The sequence below is a fragment of the Micromonospora sp. WMMA1998 genome (assembly GCF_027497375.1).
Classification (GTDB): domain Bacteria; phylum Actinomycetota; class Actinomycetes; order Mycobacteriales; family Micromonosporaceae; genus Micromonospora; species Micromonospora sediminicola.
Genome location: NZ_CP114911.1, coordinates 4097706 through 4112830, shown reverse-complemented (window position 1 = coordinate 4112830; position 15125 = coordinate 4097706). Strand labels below are relative to the sequence as shown.

Below are 15125 nucleotides of genomic sequence, written 5' to 3'. Positions count from 1 at the left end.
TCGTCGTCCGCCTGGCGTCCCCTCGACCGGACAACTGGATGAACGCCGCCGGCTCCACGGTGTTGCCCTCGACGGTCGCCGCCGCCGTACGCCAGGCGCTCGGACGCGGATGGCAGCCGACTCGTCCGGGATCGCCGTTCATGCTGGACCTCGGCGACGAGGAAGCGGCTACGCGGGGAACTGCCTCCAGTGCCCCTCGGAAACGACCTCGACGGTGCCGTCGGCCACCTTGATCGCCGTCTGGTCGTCGATGGCGTACGCCGACCCCCCGATCTCGGCCGCCCACTTCTCCGCACCAGCCATGGTGTTGTCCGGCTCAAGACCCAGGTGGGGGAAGATCGAGAAGTCGACGACCCCCAGCGTGCGGTCGTCGGGCGCTGCCTGCCACGCGACGAAGTCCGCGCCGACCCGGGGGGTCAGCACCATGCTCCCCGCGCTCAACCCCACCCAGACGGTGTCCCGCAGCGACGGCAGGAGATCGGCCAGCCCGGACTGCCGCATCCAGTGGCACAGGTACGTCGCATCACCGCCGCCCACGAGCATGACATCGGCCTCCCGAACCCAGGAGACCCACCGCTCGTCACCGATGCTGGGCAGTGCTGTCAGCTCAGGGACGCCCAGCGACTTCCAGCCCAGGTCGCACATGGGTAGGGGCGTCTGCCCTGTGATGAAGCGCCAGGCCGAGGCCGGCCCGCCCATGGGGTACGTCGCCGTGGGGATGCAGAGGGCACTGGAGTCGGCGATCGGCTTGCCCAGCAGGTCGACCAGCGCATCGCGAATGCTCGGGTTCATGACGCCCGCGGACGTGAGAAGAAGTTTCACGCTTGCCTCCTGTACGTAGCGGCCGTGTCCCTTGCCGGGAGATCAGGTGCTCCCGGGAGTACAGACCGGACACCGCAACGAAACTCATCGCCGTTGCGCCGCCGAGAAGCACCGAGTCGCCCAGGAACACCCGATGGACATGGCGTTGTACGTCCGGGGCAAGACGGCGATCGTCATCGACATCCTCAAGCGATGCGGGTCGCGCTGAACAGCGCGCCGCTGACGCCTCGCCCGCCCGCCTACCACCGACCCAGGCTCAGGCTGCCTCGGCCGTCGATCAACAGCTGGGCGAGGAGGGGGGGCGGCGGCATGAGCGGATACTGATTGGCCGCCGGCGGAACCAGAAGACGGGCAAGGGCGTCCAATCGGCTAACGGGGAGAGGCGGAGGCATGCGCTATAGACACATAGGGGCTGTTGCCCTACTGGCCACGATGGGGAGCGCCTGTGACAGTGATAGCGCCACGAATGCAGCGAACGCCTCGGAACCGTCGCCAACAACCTTGTCGTTGCCATGCGACGATACCGAGCAGACGCTGGTGATGTGGGACCTCGCAGGGCCGGGACAGCCCACCCCGATCCAGGCGGTCGCTCCCCATGCCGGTGCGCTCACCCTGGTTGAGCAGGAGAGCGCTGAGGGCATCACCGTGTTCGGCATTCGTGACGACGGCTCCGTGTTCCGCGCGTTCCAGGTGACGAAGCACGACGGCGGATGGTGGCCTGACGGGTATCGAGAGTGTTCAGGCTGACGCCTGAGCGACGAACATCTCAGAGGGCACGGGCGCTCATCGGCAGATCCGTGCGCCCACGCTCCGCCGACCGGCCGCTAGGCCATAGGTTCCCCTGTCGAACCTCACCTGGCGGAGATGTGTAGCGGATCAGTTGGCGGATCACAGCGGGCCTTGTCAGCTTGGTGTTCGCCAGCACGATCGGCACGCCGATGGAGCCGCGGAACGTCAACCGGCACTTCGAGCAGCTCCGCGCGGCGGCCGGTCTGGGCTGGCTGCACCTGCACGACCTGCGCCACGCCTTCGCCACATTCCTGCTCGACCGGGGCGAGGAGCTGCGCACGGTGATGGAGCTGCTCGGGGACTCCACGATCCGGACGACGGCCGACACCTACGGGCACGTCCTGCCGGCGCGGGCTCGTCAGGCTGCCTCGGCCATCGACCAGGTCCTCGGCGAGGAGGGACGGCGTGACCGCTTGGCTGTACGAATGGCTGCACTCGGGACCGAGATCAACCGGTGTTTGTGCTGGTGGAGCCCAGGGGACTCGAACCCCTAACCCCTGCCTTGCAAAGGCAGTGCTCTGCCAGTTGAGCTAGGGCCCCGTGTCGGGCGGCAACCGCCCGGTGTCAGCTCAGCGCAGGTCGGGCGCGGTGGTGGCCTCGTGCCACAGGGCGCGCTCATCGTTCGAGGCCTTGACCTTCTTGGCCACGACGGCGGCCACACCGACGATGCCGGCCAGGATCAGCAGCTTCTTGAACATGGGCTTGACCCCTCGCGCTCGACGACCGTCGGACGGTGTGCGGTGGGGCTAGCTGGAATCGAACCAGCGACCTCAGAGTTATCAGCTCTGCGCTCTAACCGACTGAGCTATAGCCCCGCGTAGCGACGAGCAAGGTTAACCCATCGCCTTCTTCGCCCCCAAATCGGGGGGCCCATGACGGAACCTACCCGGAGACACGACGCCGGGGCGACCGCTTTACGCGGCGGCGCCCCGGCGTCGTCCGGTTCAGTCCCGCTCGGCGAGCGTCAGCTCGATCCCGCCGACCAGGTCGGCGCAGACGTTGTAGACGAACGCGCTCAGCGTGGCCAGCGCGGTGAACAGCACGACGTTGACCAGGCCGATCAGCGCGGAGGTCAGGATCACGCCCTTGGCGGTGATCCGGAACCCGCCCCCGCCGCCCGAGCCGCCGCCGGCGTTGACCAGGTCGGTCAGGCTGTCGTTGACGCTCTTGAACACGCCCATCGCGTCGAGCGCCAGGTAGAGCACCGAGGTCGCCACGACCACGACGATGAAGAGCACGACCGAGACCGCGAACGCGAACTTCATCACGGACCAGGGGTCGATCCGCTTGAGGTTCAGCCGGGCCCGGCGCGGCCCGCGCGACGCGGCCGAACTGACCGAGGTACGCGCGGCGCGTACCGCCTCACCGACGCGCGCGGCACCGACGGCCGCCGCGCCGCTGATCCCCGGCGGCAGGCCACCGCCGTTGGCGGGGCGGCCCTGGGGCTGCTGGGCCTGGGTGCCGCCGGCGGGCCGGGCAGCGTCGGGCGCCGGCTTGGGCGCGGTGCCCAGACCGGCGCCGATGCGCGGCTGGGTGCCGGTCGTCCCGGGGGACGGCCGGGCGGCCGCCGTCGGCGTGGTCGGCGGTGTGCTCGTGGCGGGCTTCGCCGCGGCCGGGGCGGCCAGGCCGTCGGCCGAGGTGGGCGCGTCGACCTTGGTCTCGGTGGCGTCGCTTGTCCCCGAGTCCTCGCCGGGCTTGTCGGGAGGCGGGGCCATGCCGGGGGCCCGGGTGAACTTCGGGGCAGGCGCGTCGGCGGGGACCGTGGCCCGACCCACGGCCGCGCGGCCGGTCGCTGGTGTACCGCCCTGCGCGGCCTCCTCGTCGACCGGGGTGGCCGAGGTCCCCTTGTTCCCCGACTTCGCCTGTGTCTCCGTCATCAACTAGTCCTGTTCGTCAGGCTCGTCGGCATTGCGAGCAATCGCCACGATAGTCACGCCGTCCGGGAGGTCCATCAGCTTGACCCCCATTGTGTTCCGGTCACGCGTACGGCGTACAGGCTTCACCGGAGTCCGGATGACGCCGCCGTTGCTGGTGATGGCGAACAGCTCGTCCTCCGGATCGATCACGACCGCGCCGACCAGACCACCGCGTCGCTCGGTGATCTTCGCAGTCAGCACGCCCTTACCTCCCCGGCCCTGGACCGGGTATTCCTCGATCGGGGTACGTTTCGCGTAACCCCCGTTCGTCGCGACCAGAACGTCCAGACCCTCCCGGACCACCTCGACGGCGAGCAACTCGTCCTCGCCGCTGAAGCGCATGCCGATCACACCGGAGGTGGCCCGGCCCATCGGACGCAGCGCCTCGTCGGTGGCGTTGAAGCGGATCGCCTGCGCGTTCTTCGACACGAGCAGCAGGTCGTCCTCCGGAGCCACCAGGACCGCACCGACCAGCTCGTCCTCATCGCGCAGGTTGACCGCGATGATGCCGCCGGAACGGTTGGAGTCGAACTCCTCGAGCCGCGTCTTCTTCACCAGGCCGTTTCTCGTGGCCAGTACCAGGTAGGGCGCCACCTGGTAGTTCGGGATTTCGATGATCTGCGCGATCTGCTCGTCCGGTTGGAACGCGAGCAGGTTGGCCACGTGCTGGCCCTTGGCCACCCTACTGGCCTCGGGAAGCTCGTAAGCCTTCGCCCGGTAGACCCGACCCTTGTTCGTGAAGAACAGGATCCAGTCGTGGGTAGAGCATACGAAGAAGTGGCTCACAATGTCGTCCTGCCGGAGCGTCGCCCCGCTGACGCCCTTGCCCCCACGCCGCTGCGACCGGTAGAGGTCGACCTTCGTCCGCTTGGCGTACCCGGTGCGCGTGATCGTCACGACCACGTCCTCGCGGGCGATGAGGTCCTCCATCGAGACCTCGCCGTCGAACGGCACGATCTTGGTGCGGCGCTCGTCGCCCCACTTGGCGATGATCTCGCCCAGTTCCTCCGAGACGATCCGCCGCTGCCGCTCGGGCTTGGCCAGGATGTCCTTGAGGTCGGCGATCTCCAGCTCGAGCTTGGCCAGGTCATCCAGGATGCGCTGCCGCTCCAGGGCGGCCAGGCGACGCAGCTGCATGTCCAGGATCGCGGTCGCCTGGACCTCGTCGATGTCCAGCAGCCGGATCAGCCCCTGCCGGGCGTCCTCCACAGTGGGCGAACGCCGGATCAGGGCGATCACCTCGTCCAGCGCGTCCAGCGCCTTGGACAGACCGCGCAGGATGTGCGCGCGCTCCTCCGCCTTGCGCAGCCGGAACGCGGTCCGCCGGCGGATCACCTCGATCTGGTGCTCGACGTAGTAGCGGATGAACTGGGCCAGGTTGAGCGTGCGCGGCACGCCGTCGACCAGCGCCAGCATGTTGGCGCCGAACGTCTCCTGGAGCTGGGTGTGCTTGTAGAGGTTGTTCAGCACCACCTTGGCGACCGCGTCGCGCTTGAGCACCAGCACGATCCGCATGCCGGTACGTCCGGAGGACTCATCCCGGATGTCGGCGATGCCGGCGAGCTTGCCCTCCTTGATCAGCTCGGCGATGCGCTCGGCGAGGTTGTCCGGGTTGACCTGGTAGGGCAGCTCGCTGACCACCAGCGCCGGCCGGCCCCGCTTGTCCTCCTCGACCTCGACCACCGCGCGCATCCGGATCGAGCCACGCCCGGTCCGGTACGCGTCCTGGATGCCCGCCTGGCCGACGATCAGGCCGTGGGTCGGGAAGTCCGGGCCCTTGACGATCTCCAGCAGGGCTTCCAGCGTGGTCGCCTCGTCGGCCTCCGGGTGCTCCAGGCACCACTGCACGGCCGCGCCGATCTCGCGCAGGTTGTGCGGCGGAATCTTGGTGGCCATGCCGACCGCGATGCCCTCGGAACCGTTGATCAGCAGGTTCGGGATCCGCGACGGCAGGATGGTGGGCTCCTTGGCCCGGCCGTCGTAGTTGTCCTGCAGGTCGACGGTGTCCTCGTCGATGTCCCGCAGCATCTCCATGGCCAGCGGGTCGAGCTTGCACTCGGTGTTGTGGCTGACGAAACCGTCGGAGACGAACGAGTGGTCGTCGGTGTCCACCCGGATGCTGTAGACCGGCCGCACCCCGGCGTCGGTGATCCCGGTCACCTCGGCGTAGTAGAAGCGTCCGTCGACAAGCGGCTCGACCACGTCGAGGATGCCCGGCTCGGTGATCCGGGCCGCGATCGCGTCGCGGTCCCGCTCCCAGCGCTCGATCCGGTCGACGTTGTGCCGGCGCAGCCAGTCACGCTCGGTCCAGCGGCTCGCGCCGTGCTCACGGATGAAGTCGCCGACGAACGGCACGTGGTCGCCGGAGAGCGCGGTGCTGCTCGGGGGCACCTGGGCCAGCTCGGACTCCAGCTTGGCCTGCTTGCGGCCGAGGAAGCCGACGTGAGCGGCGAAGATCCGGGCGTCCCGCCGGTTGGTGACGACGACCTTGATCTCACCGTCGTCGTACCGGCACTGGCGGCTGACGACGCCGAACTCCAGCAGGAGCTGCTGCACCTCGCGGGCCAGGCGCTCGCTACGGGTCGAGTACGAGACCTGGATCGTGTGGCGCGGCAGTAGCGACGACGAGCCGTCGCCCTCGAACAGCGCCTGGAGGAAGGCCCGCTTGACCGCGGCCGGTCCGCGCCAGACGAACTCCGGCACGAACTTGGCGGCGCTGCGCGCGCCCACCATGTCGCCGAGCACGCTCGCCCGGAGTGCGGAGAGGTCCTGGACGTCGAGTTCGTGCAGCGTGCTGCCGGAGGCGATGACGCGCTCCGCGACGTAGCGAGGGCCGCCGACCGCGAGGTCGTAGGCCGCCACGACGCGGACGAAGAAGTCCCGGTCGACGTTGTTGAAACCGGCCCGCTGCTCCGACACCCAGCCCTCGGACACGAACGCGCCAGCCAGGACGGCCGCCTCGACGTGCTCCAGCATCGGGTAGCCGATCTCGTCCGGCACGCTGCGCTGGAGGACCACCCGGTCACCGGGCGAGATCTCGGCGAGCAGCTTCCACAGCAGCGTCGGCACGCCGGCCACGTTCACCAGGCAGAGCACCGGGTGGTTGTGGGTGCCGGTCAGCTCGTACCCCTCGCGGGTGCGCAGCCGCAGCGTGGGGTGCTCGCCGGAGTGGAAGAACTTGGAGGCGCGAACCAGGTCGCCGTTGCGGTCGCGGACCTTCAGGTCGACGTCGGTCTCGCTGCTCGGCGCGGCGTCCGGCACGACGTCGCCGATTCGCACCGTGCCGTCGACGGTACGGATCCGGGCGTCTGCGGTGAGGCAGTAGCGCATGGCGGCGGCCGGATCGTTGCCCGGCGAGCCGAAGTTGCCGTTGCCGTCGACCAGCGGGTAGCGCAGCGACCACGGCTGCGCCATCCGGACCAGCGCGTCGTAGATGGCCGAGTCACCGTGCGGGTGGAACTGGCCCATCACGTCGCCGACGACCCGGGAGCACTTCACGTAGCCGCGGTCCGGGCGGTAGCCGGAGTCGAACATGGCGTAGAGGATCTTGCGGTGGACCGGCTTGAGCCCGTCCCGGACGTCCGGCAGGGCCCGCCCGACGATGACGCTCATCGCGTAGTCGAGGTACGAGCGCTGCATCTCGACCTCGAGGCCGACCGGCTCGATCCGGTCGTGCTGGACGACCGCGGCCAGTGTCTCCGGGGTCTCCGGCTCGTTCGGGGTGGACTCGGGAGTATCGGTCACTGTTAACCCTTATCAGACTCTTCAGTCGTGGTCTCGCTGTGGATAACGGCTGTGGAAAGCGTTCAGGCTGTGGATAACTCTGTGGATCGCCGGGCCGACCGGTGGATCTCCGGCCGGCCCGGACAGGTCCGTCAGATGTCCAGGAACCGCACGTCCTTGGCGTTGCGCTGGATGAACGAGCGGCGCGCCTCGACGTCCTCACCCATGAGGACGCTGAACAGCTCGTCGGCGGTTGCGGCGTCGTCCAGCGTGACCTGGCGCAGGGTGCGGGTGGCCGGGTTCATCGTGGTCTCCCACAGCTCGGGGTAGTTCATCTCACCGAGACCCTTGAACCGCTGGATGTCGTCCGGCCGGGCGTTGGGCTTCTTCTGCTGGCGCAGCGCGATGAGCCCGTCCCGCTCCCGGTCGGAGTACGCGTACTGGGCGTCGTCGCCCTTCTTGTTCCACTTGATCTTGTAGAGCGGCGGGGCGGCCAGATAGACGTGCCCCAGCTCGACCAGCGGCCGCATGAACCGGAACAGCAGGGTGAGCAGCAGCGTCTGGATGTGCTGGCCGTCGACGTCGGCGTCGGCCATCAGCACGATCTTGTGGTAGCGCAGCTTCTCGATGTCGAAGTCGTCGTGGATGCCGGTGCCCAGCGCGGTGATCAGCGCCTGCACCTCGTTGTTCTTCAGCACCCGGTCGATCCGGGCCTTCTCCACGTTGAGGATCTTGCCACGGATCGGCAGGATCGCCTGGGTACGCGGGTCGCGACCCTGCTTGGCCGAACCGCCGGCCGAGTCGCCCTCGACGATGAAGACCTCGGACTCGCGCGGGTCGGTCGACTGGCAGTCGGCCAGCTTGCCCGGCATCGAGCCGGACTCCAGCAGCGACTTGCGGCGGGCCAGCTTGCGCGCCTGCTGGGCGGCGATGCGGGCCCGGGCGGCCTGGGACGCCTTCTGGATGATGGTCTTCGCCTCGGCCGGGTTGCGGTCGAACCAGTCGACCAGCGACTCGTTGCAGACCCGCTGCACGAAGCCCTTGACCGGGGTGTTGCCCAGCTTGGTCTTGGTCTGACCCTCGAACTGCGGGTCGGTGAGCTTGACCGAGATGATCGCGGCCAGGCCCTCGCGGATGTCTTCCCCGGAGAGCCGCTCGTCGCCCTTGAGCAGCTTCTTCTCGGCGCCGTAGCGGTTGACGACGCTGGTCAACGCGGCCCGGAAGCCCTCCTCGTGGGTGCCGCCCTCGTGGGTGTTGATGTTGTTGGCGAAGGTGTAGACCGACTCGCCGTACGACTCGTTCCACTGCATGGCGATCTCGACCGACATGCCCGTCTCCTCGGCGCCGAACTCGACCACCGTCTTGTGGATCGGGTTCTTCGAGGCGTTGAGGTGCCGGACGAAGTCGGCGATGCCGCCCTCGTAGTGGAAGGTGACCTCGCGGATCTTGCCTTCCTCGTCCTCCGGCACCCGCTCGTCGAGCAGGTGGATGGTGAGTCCGCGGGTGAGGAAGGCCATCTCCTGCAGTCGCCGGTAGATGGTGTGGAAGTCGAAGTCGACGGTCTCGAAGACGTCCGGGTCGGGCCAGAACGACACCGCGGACCCGGTCCGGTCGGTCGGCTCGCCCTTCTCCAGCGGCGTCGGCTTGGAGTGGTCGTAGCGCTGGCGCCAGACGAAGTTGTCCTTGTGGATCTCCACGGCCATCTTCGTGGAGAGGGCGTTCACCACCGAGACGCCGACGCCGTGCAGGCCGCCGGAAACCGCGTACGCCTTGCCGTCGAACTTGCCGCCGGCGTGCAGCACGGTCAGCGCGACCTCGACGCCCGGCTTCTTCAGCTTGGGGTGCAGGTCGACCGGGAAGCCACGGCCGTTGTCGGTGACCCGGACCCCCCCGTCGCCGAGCAGCACCACGTCGATGGTGTCGCAGTGCCCGGCCAGCGCCTCGTCCACCGCGTTGTCGACGACCTCCCACACCAGGTGGTGCAGACCGCGCTCGCCGGTGGACCCGATGTACATACCGGGCCGCTTCCGGACCGCTTCCAGGCCCTCCAGCACGGTGATGGACTCGGCGCCGTACTTCTTGTTGTCCTCCGCTGCCACCCTCGGCCACTTTCTCGCACCGGCCGCGCGTGGGCGCGGGGCGCGGGTTCGGCGGACAGGACGCGACGTCGGCGCGCACGGGCCGCCCCCGGGATCGCCAGGTCACGGATCGTGTACGCCGGTCGCCGCGGATGCCCGCGGATCGCGATCGGCTCGGACCCGATGCGGGACAATGATCAAGGGCCCTGGGGGCCCGTGTCCGTCGCTCCGTGCCGGGTCTTTCGTCTCGCCCCCAATCTTACTGTGCGGAGCCGACCAAACCGCCACTCGGCACCCTCTCCGAGGCGGCTGAGAATGCCGTAGCCGGACGAACCTCGCTGCCCGCGACTCCCCCTACACGCCACTGGGGCCGTGCCGCGCCATCGGCCGCCGCGACCCGTGGCCGCTCGCCGGCCCGGCCGACGACGGGCACCGACCGGGGGTCGCGGTGGAACTCGACGTGCCGTACCTTTTGCGGCGCCGCCGTTGCGGTCTTGATCTTTCGCGCCCGGACCGGGGACCATCGCCGGAGATGGTCCGACGACGCTTGGTGAGAGGTGACGCCAGATGGGGCTGGACAACGTCGCGGTGCACTGGCCGCGTACCGGCCGCTTCTACGACCCGGTCGCGCCGGCTGAGTTCGTGGACTTCGGCGAGATCGTGGACATGCCACGGATCTCCGCACCGACCGCCGCGCTCGCCGAGCTGATCGCGAAGACCGGCACCGTGCGGGCGACCGTGTACACGGAGCTGGTCGACCTGATCCTCGGGTTGGAGAATGTGCTCTACGCCACGGAGAACGCGGCCGAGGACGAGGATCCGGTGATCGACCCGGACGGGTGTTCCTGGATCGCCGAGGGCGTGGAGAAGTTCGTCGCCCGACACCGCCCGTACGGCGAGGCGGTCACGTTCGAGTCGGTCAGCGAGGTGTTGCGCGCGCTGCTCGGCGACGGTCGGCTCGCCGAGCAGCAGCTCCGCTGGCTGGACAGCCGGCTGGACCGGTTGCGGGACGAGAGCGGCGATCCGCCGCAGTGGAACTTCACCTGCGCCGAGCTGAGCGTGCTGGCCGCGTTCTACCGGCGGTGCGCCGAGCGCGGCTTCGCGGTCTACGCCGACGCCTGACCCGGGTTCCCCGCCCCGCCGGGCGCGGTGGTGGCCCAGTTGGCGGCGGCGCTCACCTCGGTGAGCGCGTCGTGCAACTGCCGCCGGTCGGCCAGCGGCAGGCCGGTCAGCCGTAGGTGTCGCGCGGTCCACGGCCGCGCACCCGGCGCGGCCCCCGCGACCAGGACGGCGCGGCCGGACCGTGGATGTGCAGCTTGCGCACCACGTTGTGACCGACCTCACGGGCGATCTGCTTGAGCAGCGAGCCGGCCAGCAGGCGCAGCTGGGTGGCCCACGCCGTCGAGCGGGCCTCCACGGTCAGCTCGCCGTTCTCCAGCTTCACCGGGCGGCTGTGCTGGGCGACCTCCGGCCCGACCACCTTCTCCCAGGCGCCGAAGACGGTCGCCTCGGCCGCCGGCTGCTGCCAGCCCCGCGCCTTGACCAGCTTGTCCAGCACCGCGCCGAGCGGCTGCGGGTCACGCGGGTCCGGGCCGGCACCGGAGTAGCCGCGCAGCCGCCGCTCGCCGTCGCCGCGCACCGCGGCACGCCGCCGGGGAGCCGCCGTCTGACGCCGGGCCTTCGCCGCGTCGAGCACCGCCCGGGCCAGCTCCGGCCCGCTCGCGCCCTCCGGCGGGCCCGCGGCCGGCTCGCCGTCCGCCGACTTCCCGGGGGTACGCGCGTCGCGTCCCGGCCCCAGCCGGGCCGGCGGGAGTCGCACCTCGTCATCCGACACGTCGCACCGTCCCCTCCGCAACCGCGTAGCGGGCTCCGCGCAGCGTCGCCGGCACGTCGTCGTCCACCGCACAGGTCACCAGGAGCTGGCCGGCGCCGCCGACCAGCTCGGCCAGCCGCTCCCGCCGGCCGGCGTCCAGCTCGGCGAAGACGTCGTCCAGCACCAGCACCGGCTCGATCCCGTCGGCCCGCAGCAGGTCGTAGCCGGCCAGCCGCAGCGCCAGCGCGTACGACCAGGACTCGCCGTGGCTCGCGTACCCCTTGGCCGGCAACGGGCCCAGCGTGAGGGCCAGGTCGTCGCGGTGCGGCCCGACCAGCGTGGTGCCGCGCTCGATCTCGGCGGACCGGTTCGCGGCGAGCGCGGCGGTGAGCGCCTCGGCCAGCGCCGCCCGGTCGGCCGCCGGCTCGGGCAGCTCGACCGACGGCCGGTACGCGATGCCGGCCGCGCCCCGGCCGGCGGCCACCGCGTCGTACGCCTTCGCCACGTGCGGGGTGAGCGCGGCGACCAGCTCCAGCCGGCCGGCGAGCAGGTCGGCCCCGTGCTGCGCCAGGTGGGCGTCCCACACGGCGAGGGTGGACAGGTCACCGCCGCGCGTACCGCCAGTCTTACGGGCCAGGTACGACGTCCGCAGCAGCGCGTTGCGTTGCTTGACCACCCGCTCGTAGTCGGCGCGCACGCCGGCGTAGCGGGGCTGGCGGGTGACCAGCAGGTCGTCCAGGTAGCGGCGGCGTTCGGCCGGGTCGCCGCGGACCAGTTCCAGGTCCTCCGGCGCGAAGAGCACCAGGCGCAACGCGCCCAGCACGTCCCGGGCGCGCCGGGCCGGGGACCGGCCGAGCCGGGCCCGGTTGGCCTTGCCCGGGACGATCTCCAGCTCGACCAGCAGCTCCCGGCCGTCGTGCACCACCGCGCAGCGGATCACCGCCGAGGTGGCGCCCATCCGCACCAGCGGGGCGTCCGTGGCGACCCGGTGCGAGTCCAGGGTCGCCACGTAGCCCAGCGCTTCGACCAGGTTGGTCTTGCCGACGCCGTTGGCGCCGACGAGCACGTTCGGACCCGGCTCCAGGTCGACGCCGACCCGCTCGTAGGAGCGGAAGTCGACCAGTTCGAGCCGGCGGACGTACACAGGCTGTGGACAGCGCTCAGCGCTTGCGGACGGCGTGGCCGCCGAACTGCTGGCGCAGCGCGGCGACGGCCTTCATGGCGGGCGAGTCGTCCTGCCGCGACGCGAACCGGGCGAACAGCGAGGCGGTGATGACGTTGAGCGGGACGGCCAGCCGGACCGCCTCGTCGACCGTCCACCGGCCCTCGCCGGTGTCCTCGGTGTAGCCGCTCAGCTCGGCCAGCTCCGGGTCCTCGTCCAGCGCCCGGTCGAGCAGGTCGAGCAGCCAGGACCGGACGACCGTGCCCTCCCGCCAGGACTTGAACACGCCGGGGACGTTGGTCACCAGCTCGGAGGCGGTGAGCAGCTCGTAGCCCTCGGCGTAGGCGTGCATCAGGCCGTACTCGATGCCGTTGTGCACCATCTTGGCGTAGTGGCCGGCGCCGACCGGACCGGCGTGCACGAAGCCGAACTCGCCCTCGGGCTTGAGCGCCTCGAAGATCGGCATGAGCCGCTCGACGTGCTCCTGGGCGCCGCCGACCATCAGGCCGTAGCCGTTCTGCCGGCCCCAGACGCCGCCGGAGACGCCGACGTCGACGTAGCCGATGCCCTGCTCGTTCAGCCGCTCGGCGCGCGGGGCGTCGTCGCTGAACCGGGAGTTGCCGCCGTCGATGATGATGTCGCCCTCGCCGAGCACGCCGGCGAGGTCGTCGATGGTGGCGTCGGTGACGCCGGCGGGGACCATGACCCAGATCGCGCGCGGCGAGTCGAGCTTCTCGGCCAGCTCCGCGAGACTCGCGGCGTCGCTGAGCTCCGGGTTACGGTCGAAACCGACCACCTCGTGCCCGGCGGCGCGCAGCCGCTCGCGCATGTTGCCGCCCATCCGGCCGAGTCCTACCAGGCCGAGCTGCATCTGCTCCTACCTCCGTACGTCAGGGTCGTGCTGCCTGCGATCAGCGGGACACGCGGATCGGCATGATGAGGTACCGGTACCCCGGGATGACCTCGCCATCCTCGCCGGCCGGGGAAATGACCGCGGGCTTGAACGCGTCGACGAACCGCAGCAGGGCGTGCTGGGCGCCCAGGTTGTTCAGGCCGTCGATCAGGTACTGCGGGTTGAAGCCGATGGTGAGCGGGTCGCCGCTGAAGGTGGCCTCCATGGCCTCGCTGGCCCGGGCCTCCTCGGTGCCGCCGGCCTCCACCACGAGCCCGTCCGAGCTGAAGCTCAGCAGCACCGGGGTGGTGCGCTCGGCGACCAGCGCCACCCGCTTGACCACCTCGATGAGGGTGGCGACCGGGACGCGGGCCTCGGCGTTGTGGTCGGCCGGGAAGAGCGACCGCACCGGCGGGTAGTTGGCGCCGTCGAGCAGCCGGCTGGTGGTCCGGCGGGTGCCGCCGGAGAAGCCGATCATGCCTTCGCCGGCGCCGCCGGCGGAGAGCGCCATGGTGACGTGCCCGCCGAGCGGGCCGAGCGCCTTGGCGGTGTCGTGCAGCGTGCGGGCCGGAACCAGCGCGTTGAGGCTGATCTCCGGGTCGTCCGGGTTCCACTCCATCTCGCGCAGCGCGAGGCGGTAGCGGTCGGTGGCGAGCATCGCCATGGTGCCACCGGACAGCTCGAGCCGGACGCCGGTCATCATCGGCAGCGTCTCGTCCCGGCCGGCGGCCACGGCGACCTGGGCCACCGCGGCGGCGAAGGCGGCGGCGTCGACGGTGCCGGCGCTCTCCGGCATCTCCGGCAGGGTCGGGTAGTCCTCCACCGGCATGGTCGGCAGGGTGAACCGGGCGCTGCCGCAGACCAGCTCCAGGTGGGCGCCGACGGCGGCGATGTCCACCGGCTTGGCCGGCAGGGCCTTGGTGATCTCGGCGAGCAGTCGACCGGAGACCAGGGCGGCGCCGTCCGCGTCACCCTGCACCTCGACGGTCACCTGGCTGGAGACCTCGTAGTCGAAGCCGGAGACCTGGAGGTTGCCGTCGGTCACCCGGAGCATCACCCCGGCCAGCACCGGTACGGAGGGTCGGTTGGGCAGGCTCTTGGCGGTCCACGCGACCGCCTCGGCGAGCGCGTCGCGCTCCACTCGGAACTTCATCAATGCCTCCGCGTCGACGTCAGCGACAACTCTCTCATGCCGACCGCTGCCACCCGTCCCGCCCGACCGTGCGGGTACCCATCGCACCTTAGGGCGCGTGGGCATCGGCTGTGCGCCCGACCCCGTGGATCCAGGTGCCCGGGCGACTGCCGGCGGCAGTGCTCCGGCCCGATCCACAGGAAGTCCAACGGTGATGATTGGTTTTTGTTGTTTAGAAGAGATAACTCATCGTCTTCATCGCACCTGTGCAAACTGTGGAGAACCCGCGTCCGCGCAGGTCAGACAGGTTATCCACCGGTGGTTTGGCTGTGGAGAACCAGGGGTACAACCCGTGTCCCGGTCCACAGCCGTCGCCAGCTCCCGGGTTTTCCACGGCTGTCCACCGGTTGTCCACCGGTAATCCACCGGGTTTCTCCCCAGTGCTGTGGACAGCGCCGACGGCGTCGACCGCGGTTGTCCCCAGAACCTTCAACAGGCCACCCACAGGCGGACCGTCGTCGGTGGACAACGGAGCCGTCGTCCCCAGGCATCCACAGCGTCGTCCCCAGGAGTTGTCCACAGTCTGTGGGTAACCGGCCGAATGCACAGGGTGGTTTTCCACCGCCTGTGACACAGGGGGTGTGGACAACGGGCACGAGCTGTGGACGAGCACGCTCCCGATCCTGACCCCTCCACAAGCTCGAGGGTCAACCCCCTGCCTTCCTCCCCCTCCGGCCCGCGCGTCGTCGGCACACGATCAAGGAGTTGACGTCACCGATCGCCCGCCTCCGGACGCGA

The 15125-nt window shown here is 70.2% G+C and carries 12 protein-coding genes and 2 tRNA genes; 3 read left to right on the top strand and 11 right to left on the bottom strand.

From position 1 onward, the window contains the following. Nucleotides 1-168 precede the first annotated feature (168 nt). Nucleotides 169-822 (bottom strand): Type 1 glutamine amidotransferase-like domain-containing protein, encoded by a 654-nt coding sequence (locus tag O7600_RS18625; RefSeq protein ID WP_281589065.1) that lies wholly within the window; start codon nucleotides 820-822, stop codon nucleotides 169-171. A gap of 537 nt (nucleotides 823-1359) precedes the next feature. Between O7600_RS18625 and O7600_RS18620 the strand changes: the two genes are divergently transcribed. Then, the gene (locus O7600_RS18620) at nucleotides 1360-1569 is read left to right on the top strand and encodes a hypothetical protein (protein ID WP_281589063.1); all 210 of its coding nucleotides are present in this window, start codon (nucleotides 1360-1362) and stop codon (nucleotides 1567-1569) included. 164 nt (nucleotides 1570-1733) lie between these two features. Further along, complete coding sequence (locus tag O7600_RS18615) at nucleotides 1734-2105, top strand: tyrosine-type recombinase/integrase (protein WP_253866074.1); 372 nt, start codon at nucleotides 1734-1736, stop codon at nucleotides 2103-2105. On the opposite strand, the gene O7600_RS18610 is transcribed toward O7600_RS18615, so the two are convergent. The 6 genes from O7600_RS18610 to gyrB form a co-directional block, all read right to left on the bottom strand. Then, nucleotides 2076-2151, bottom strand: a tRNA-Ala gene (locus O7600_RS18610). The genes O7600_RS18615 and O7600_RS18610 overlap by 30 nt on opposite strands. Nucleotides 2152-2180: 29 nt before the next feature. After that, a complete protein-coding gene (locus O7600_RS18605) occupies nucleotides 2181-2309 on the bottom strand; it encodes a DLW-39 family protein (protein WP_013283222.1) in 129 nt (42 codons plus the stop codon). Between the two features lie 43 nt (nucleotides 2310-2352). Next, a tRNA-Ile gene (locus O7600_RS18600) sits at nucleotides 2353-2426 on the bottom strand. 129 nt (nucleotides 2427-2555) lie between these two features. Next, on the bottom strand, nucleotides 2556-3488 hold the full coding sequence (locus O7600_RS18595) for a DUF3566 domain-containing protein (RefSeq protein ID WP_099163183.1): 933 nt from the start codon (nucleotides 3486-3488) through the stop codon (nucleotides 2556-2558). A 3-nt stretch (nucleotides 3489-3491) separates the two neighbouring features. After that, a complete protein-coding gene (gene gyrA / locus O7600_RS18590) occupies nucleotides 3492-7271 on the bottom strand; it encodes an intein-containing DNA gyrase subunit A (protein WP_281589058.1) in 3780 nt (1259 codons plus the stop codon). A gap of 131 nt (nucleotides 7272-7402) precedes the next feature. After that, nucleotides 7403-9349, bottom strand: a complete 1947-nt coding sequence (gene gyrB / locus O7600_RS18585) for a DNA topoisomerase (ATP-hydrolyzing) subunit B (RefSeq protein WP_281589056.1) — start codon at nucleotides 9347-9349, stop codon at nucleotides 7403-7405. Nucleotides 9350-9895: 546 nt separating this feature from the next. Between gyrB and O7600_RS18580 the strand changes: the two genes are divergently transcribed. Next, a complete protein-coding gene (locus O7600_RS18580) occupies nucleotides 9896-10450 on the top strand; it encodes a hypothetical protein (protein WP_091567607.1) in 555 nt (184 codons plus the stop codon). Between the two features lie 106 nt (nucleotides 10451-10556). Here O7600_RS18580 and O7600_RS18575 read toward each other — a convergent pair whose 3' ends face one another. Genes O7600_RS18575 through dnaN form a run of 4 tightly spaced genes read right to left on the bottom strand, consistent with a single transcriptional unit; the run spans nucleotide 10557 to nucleotide 14348 of the window. Further along, complete coding sequence (locus tag O7600_RS18575; RefSeq protein ID WP_281594194.1) at nucleotides 10557-11126, bottom strand: DciA family protein; 570 nt, start codon at nucleotides 11124-11126, stop codon at nucleotides 10557-10559. 25 nt (nucleotides 11127-11151) lie between these two features. Continuing rightward, nucleotides 11152-12285 (bottom strand): DNA replication/repair protein RecF, encoded by a 1134-nt coding sequence (gene recF, locus O7600_RS18570; RefSeq protein WP_281589053.1) that lies wholly within the window; start codon nucleotides 12283-12285, stop codon nucleotides 11152-11154. A gap of 16 nt (nucleotides 12286-12301) precedes the next feature. After that, nucleotides 12302-13174 (bottom strand): phosphogluconate dehydrogenase (NAD(+)-dependent, decarboxylating), encoded by an 873-nt coding sequence (gene gnd / locus O7600_RS18565; protein WP_281589051.1) that lies wholly within the window; start codon nucleotides 13172-13174, stop codon nucleotides 12302-12304. A 40-nt stretch (nucleotides 13175-13214) separates the two neighbouring features. Beyond that, a complete protein-coding gene (gene dnaN, locus O7600_RS18560) occupies nucleotides 13215-14348 on the bottom strand; it encodes a DNA polymerase III subunit beta (RefSeq protein WP_281589049.1) in 1134 nt (377 codons plus the stop codon). Nucleotides 14349-15125: the final 777 nt, after the last annotated feature.

What these genes read in the sequence shown, in the direction of transcription:
- O7600_RS18580 (WP_091567607.1), top strand. Translation starts at nt 9,896, where the DNA reads ATGGGGCTGGACAACGTCGCGGTGCACTGGCCGCGTACCGGCCGCTTC.
- O7600_RS18605 (WP_013283222.1), bottom strand. Translation starts at nt 2,309, where the DNA reads ATGTTCAAGAAGCTGCTGATCCTGGCCGGCATCGTCGGTGTGGCCGCC.
- gnd (WP_281589051.1), bottom strand. Translation starts at nt 13,174, where the DNA reads ATGCAGCTCGGCCTGGTAGGACTCGGCCGGATGGGCGGCAACATGCGC.
- dnaN (WP_281589049.1), bottom strand. Translation starts at nt 14,348, where the DNA reads ATGAAGTTCCGAGTGGAGCGCGACGCGCTCGCCGAGGCGGTCGCGTGG.
- O7600_RS18595 (WP_099163183.1), bottom strand. Translation starts at nt 3,488, where the DNA reads ATGACGGAGACACAGGCGAAGTCGGGGAACAAGGGGACCTCGGCCACC.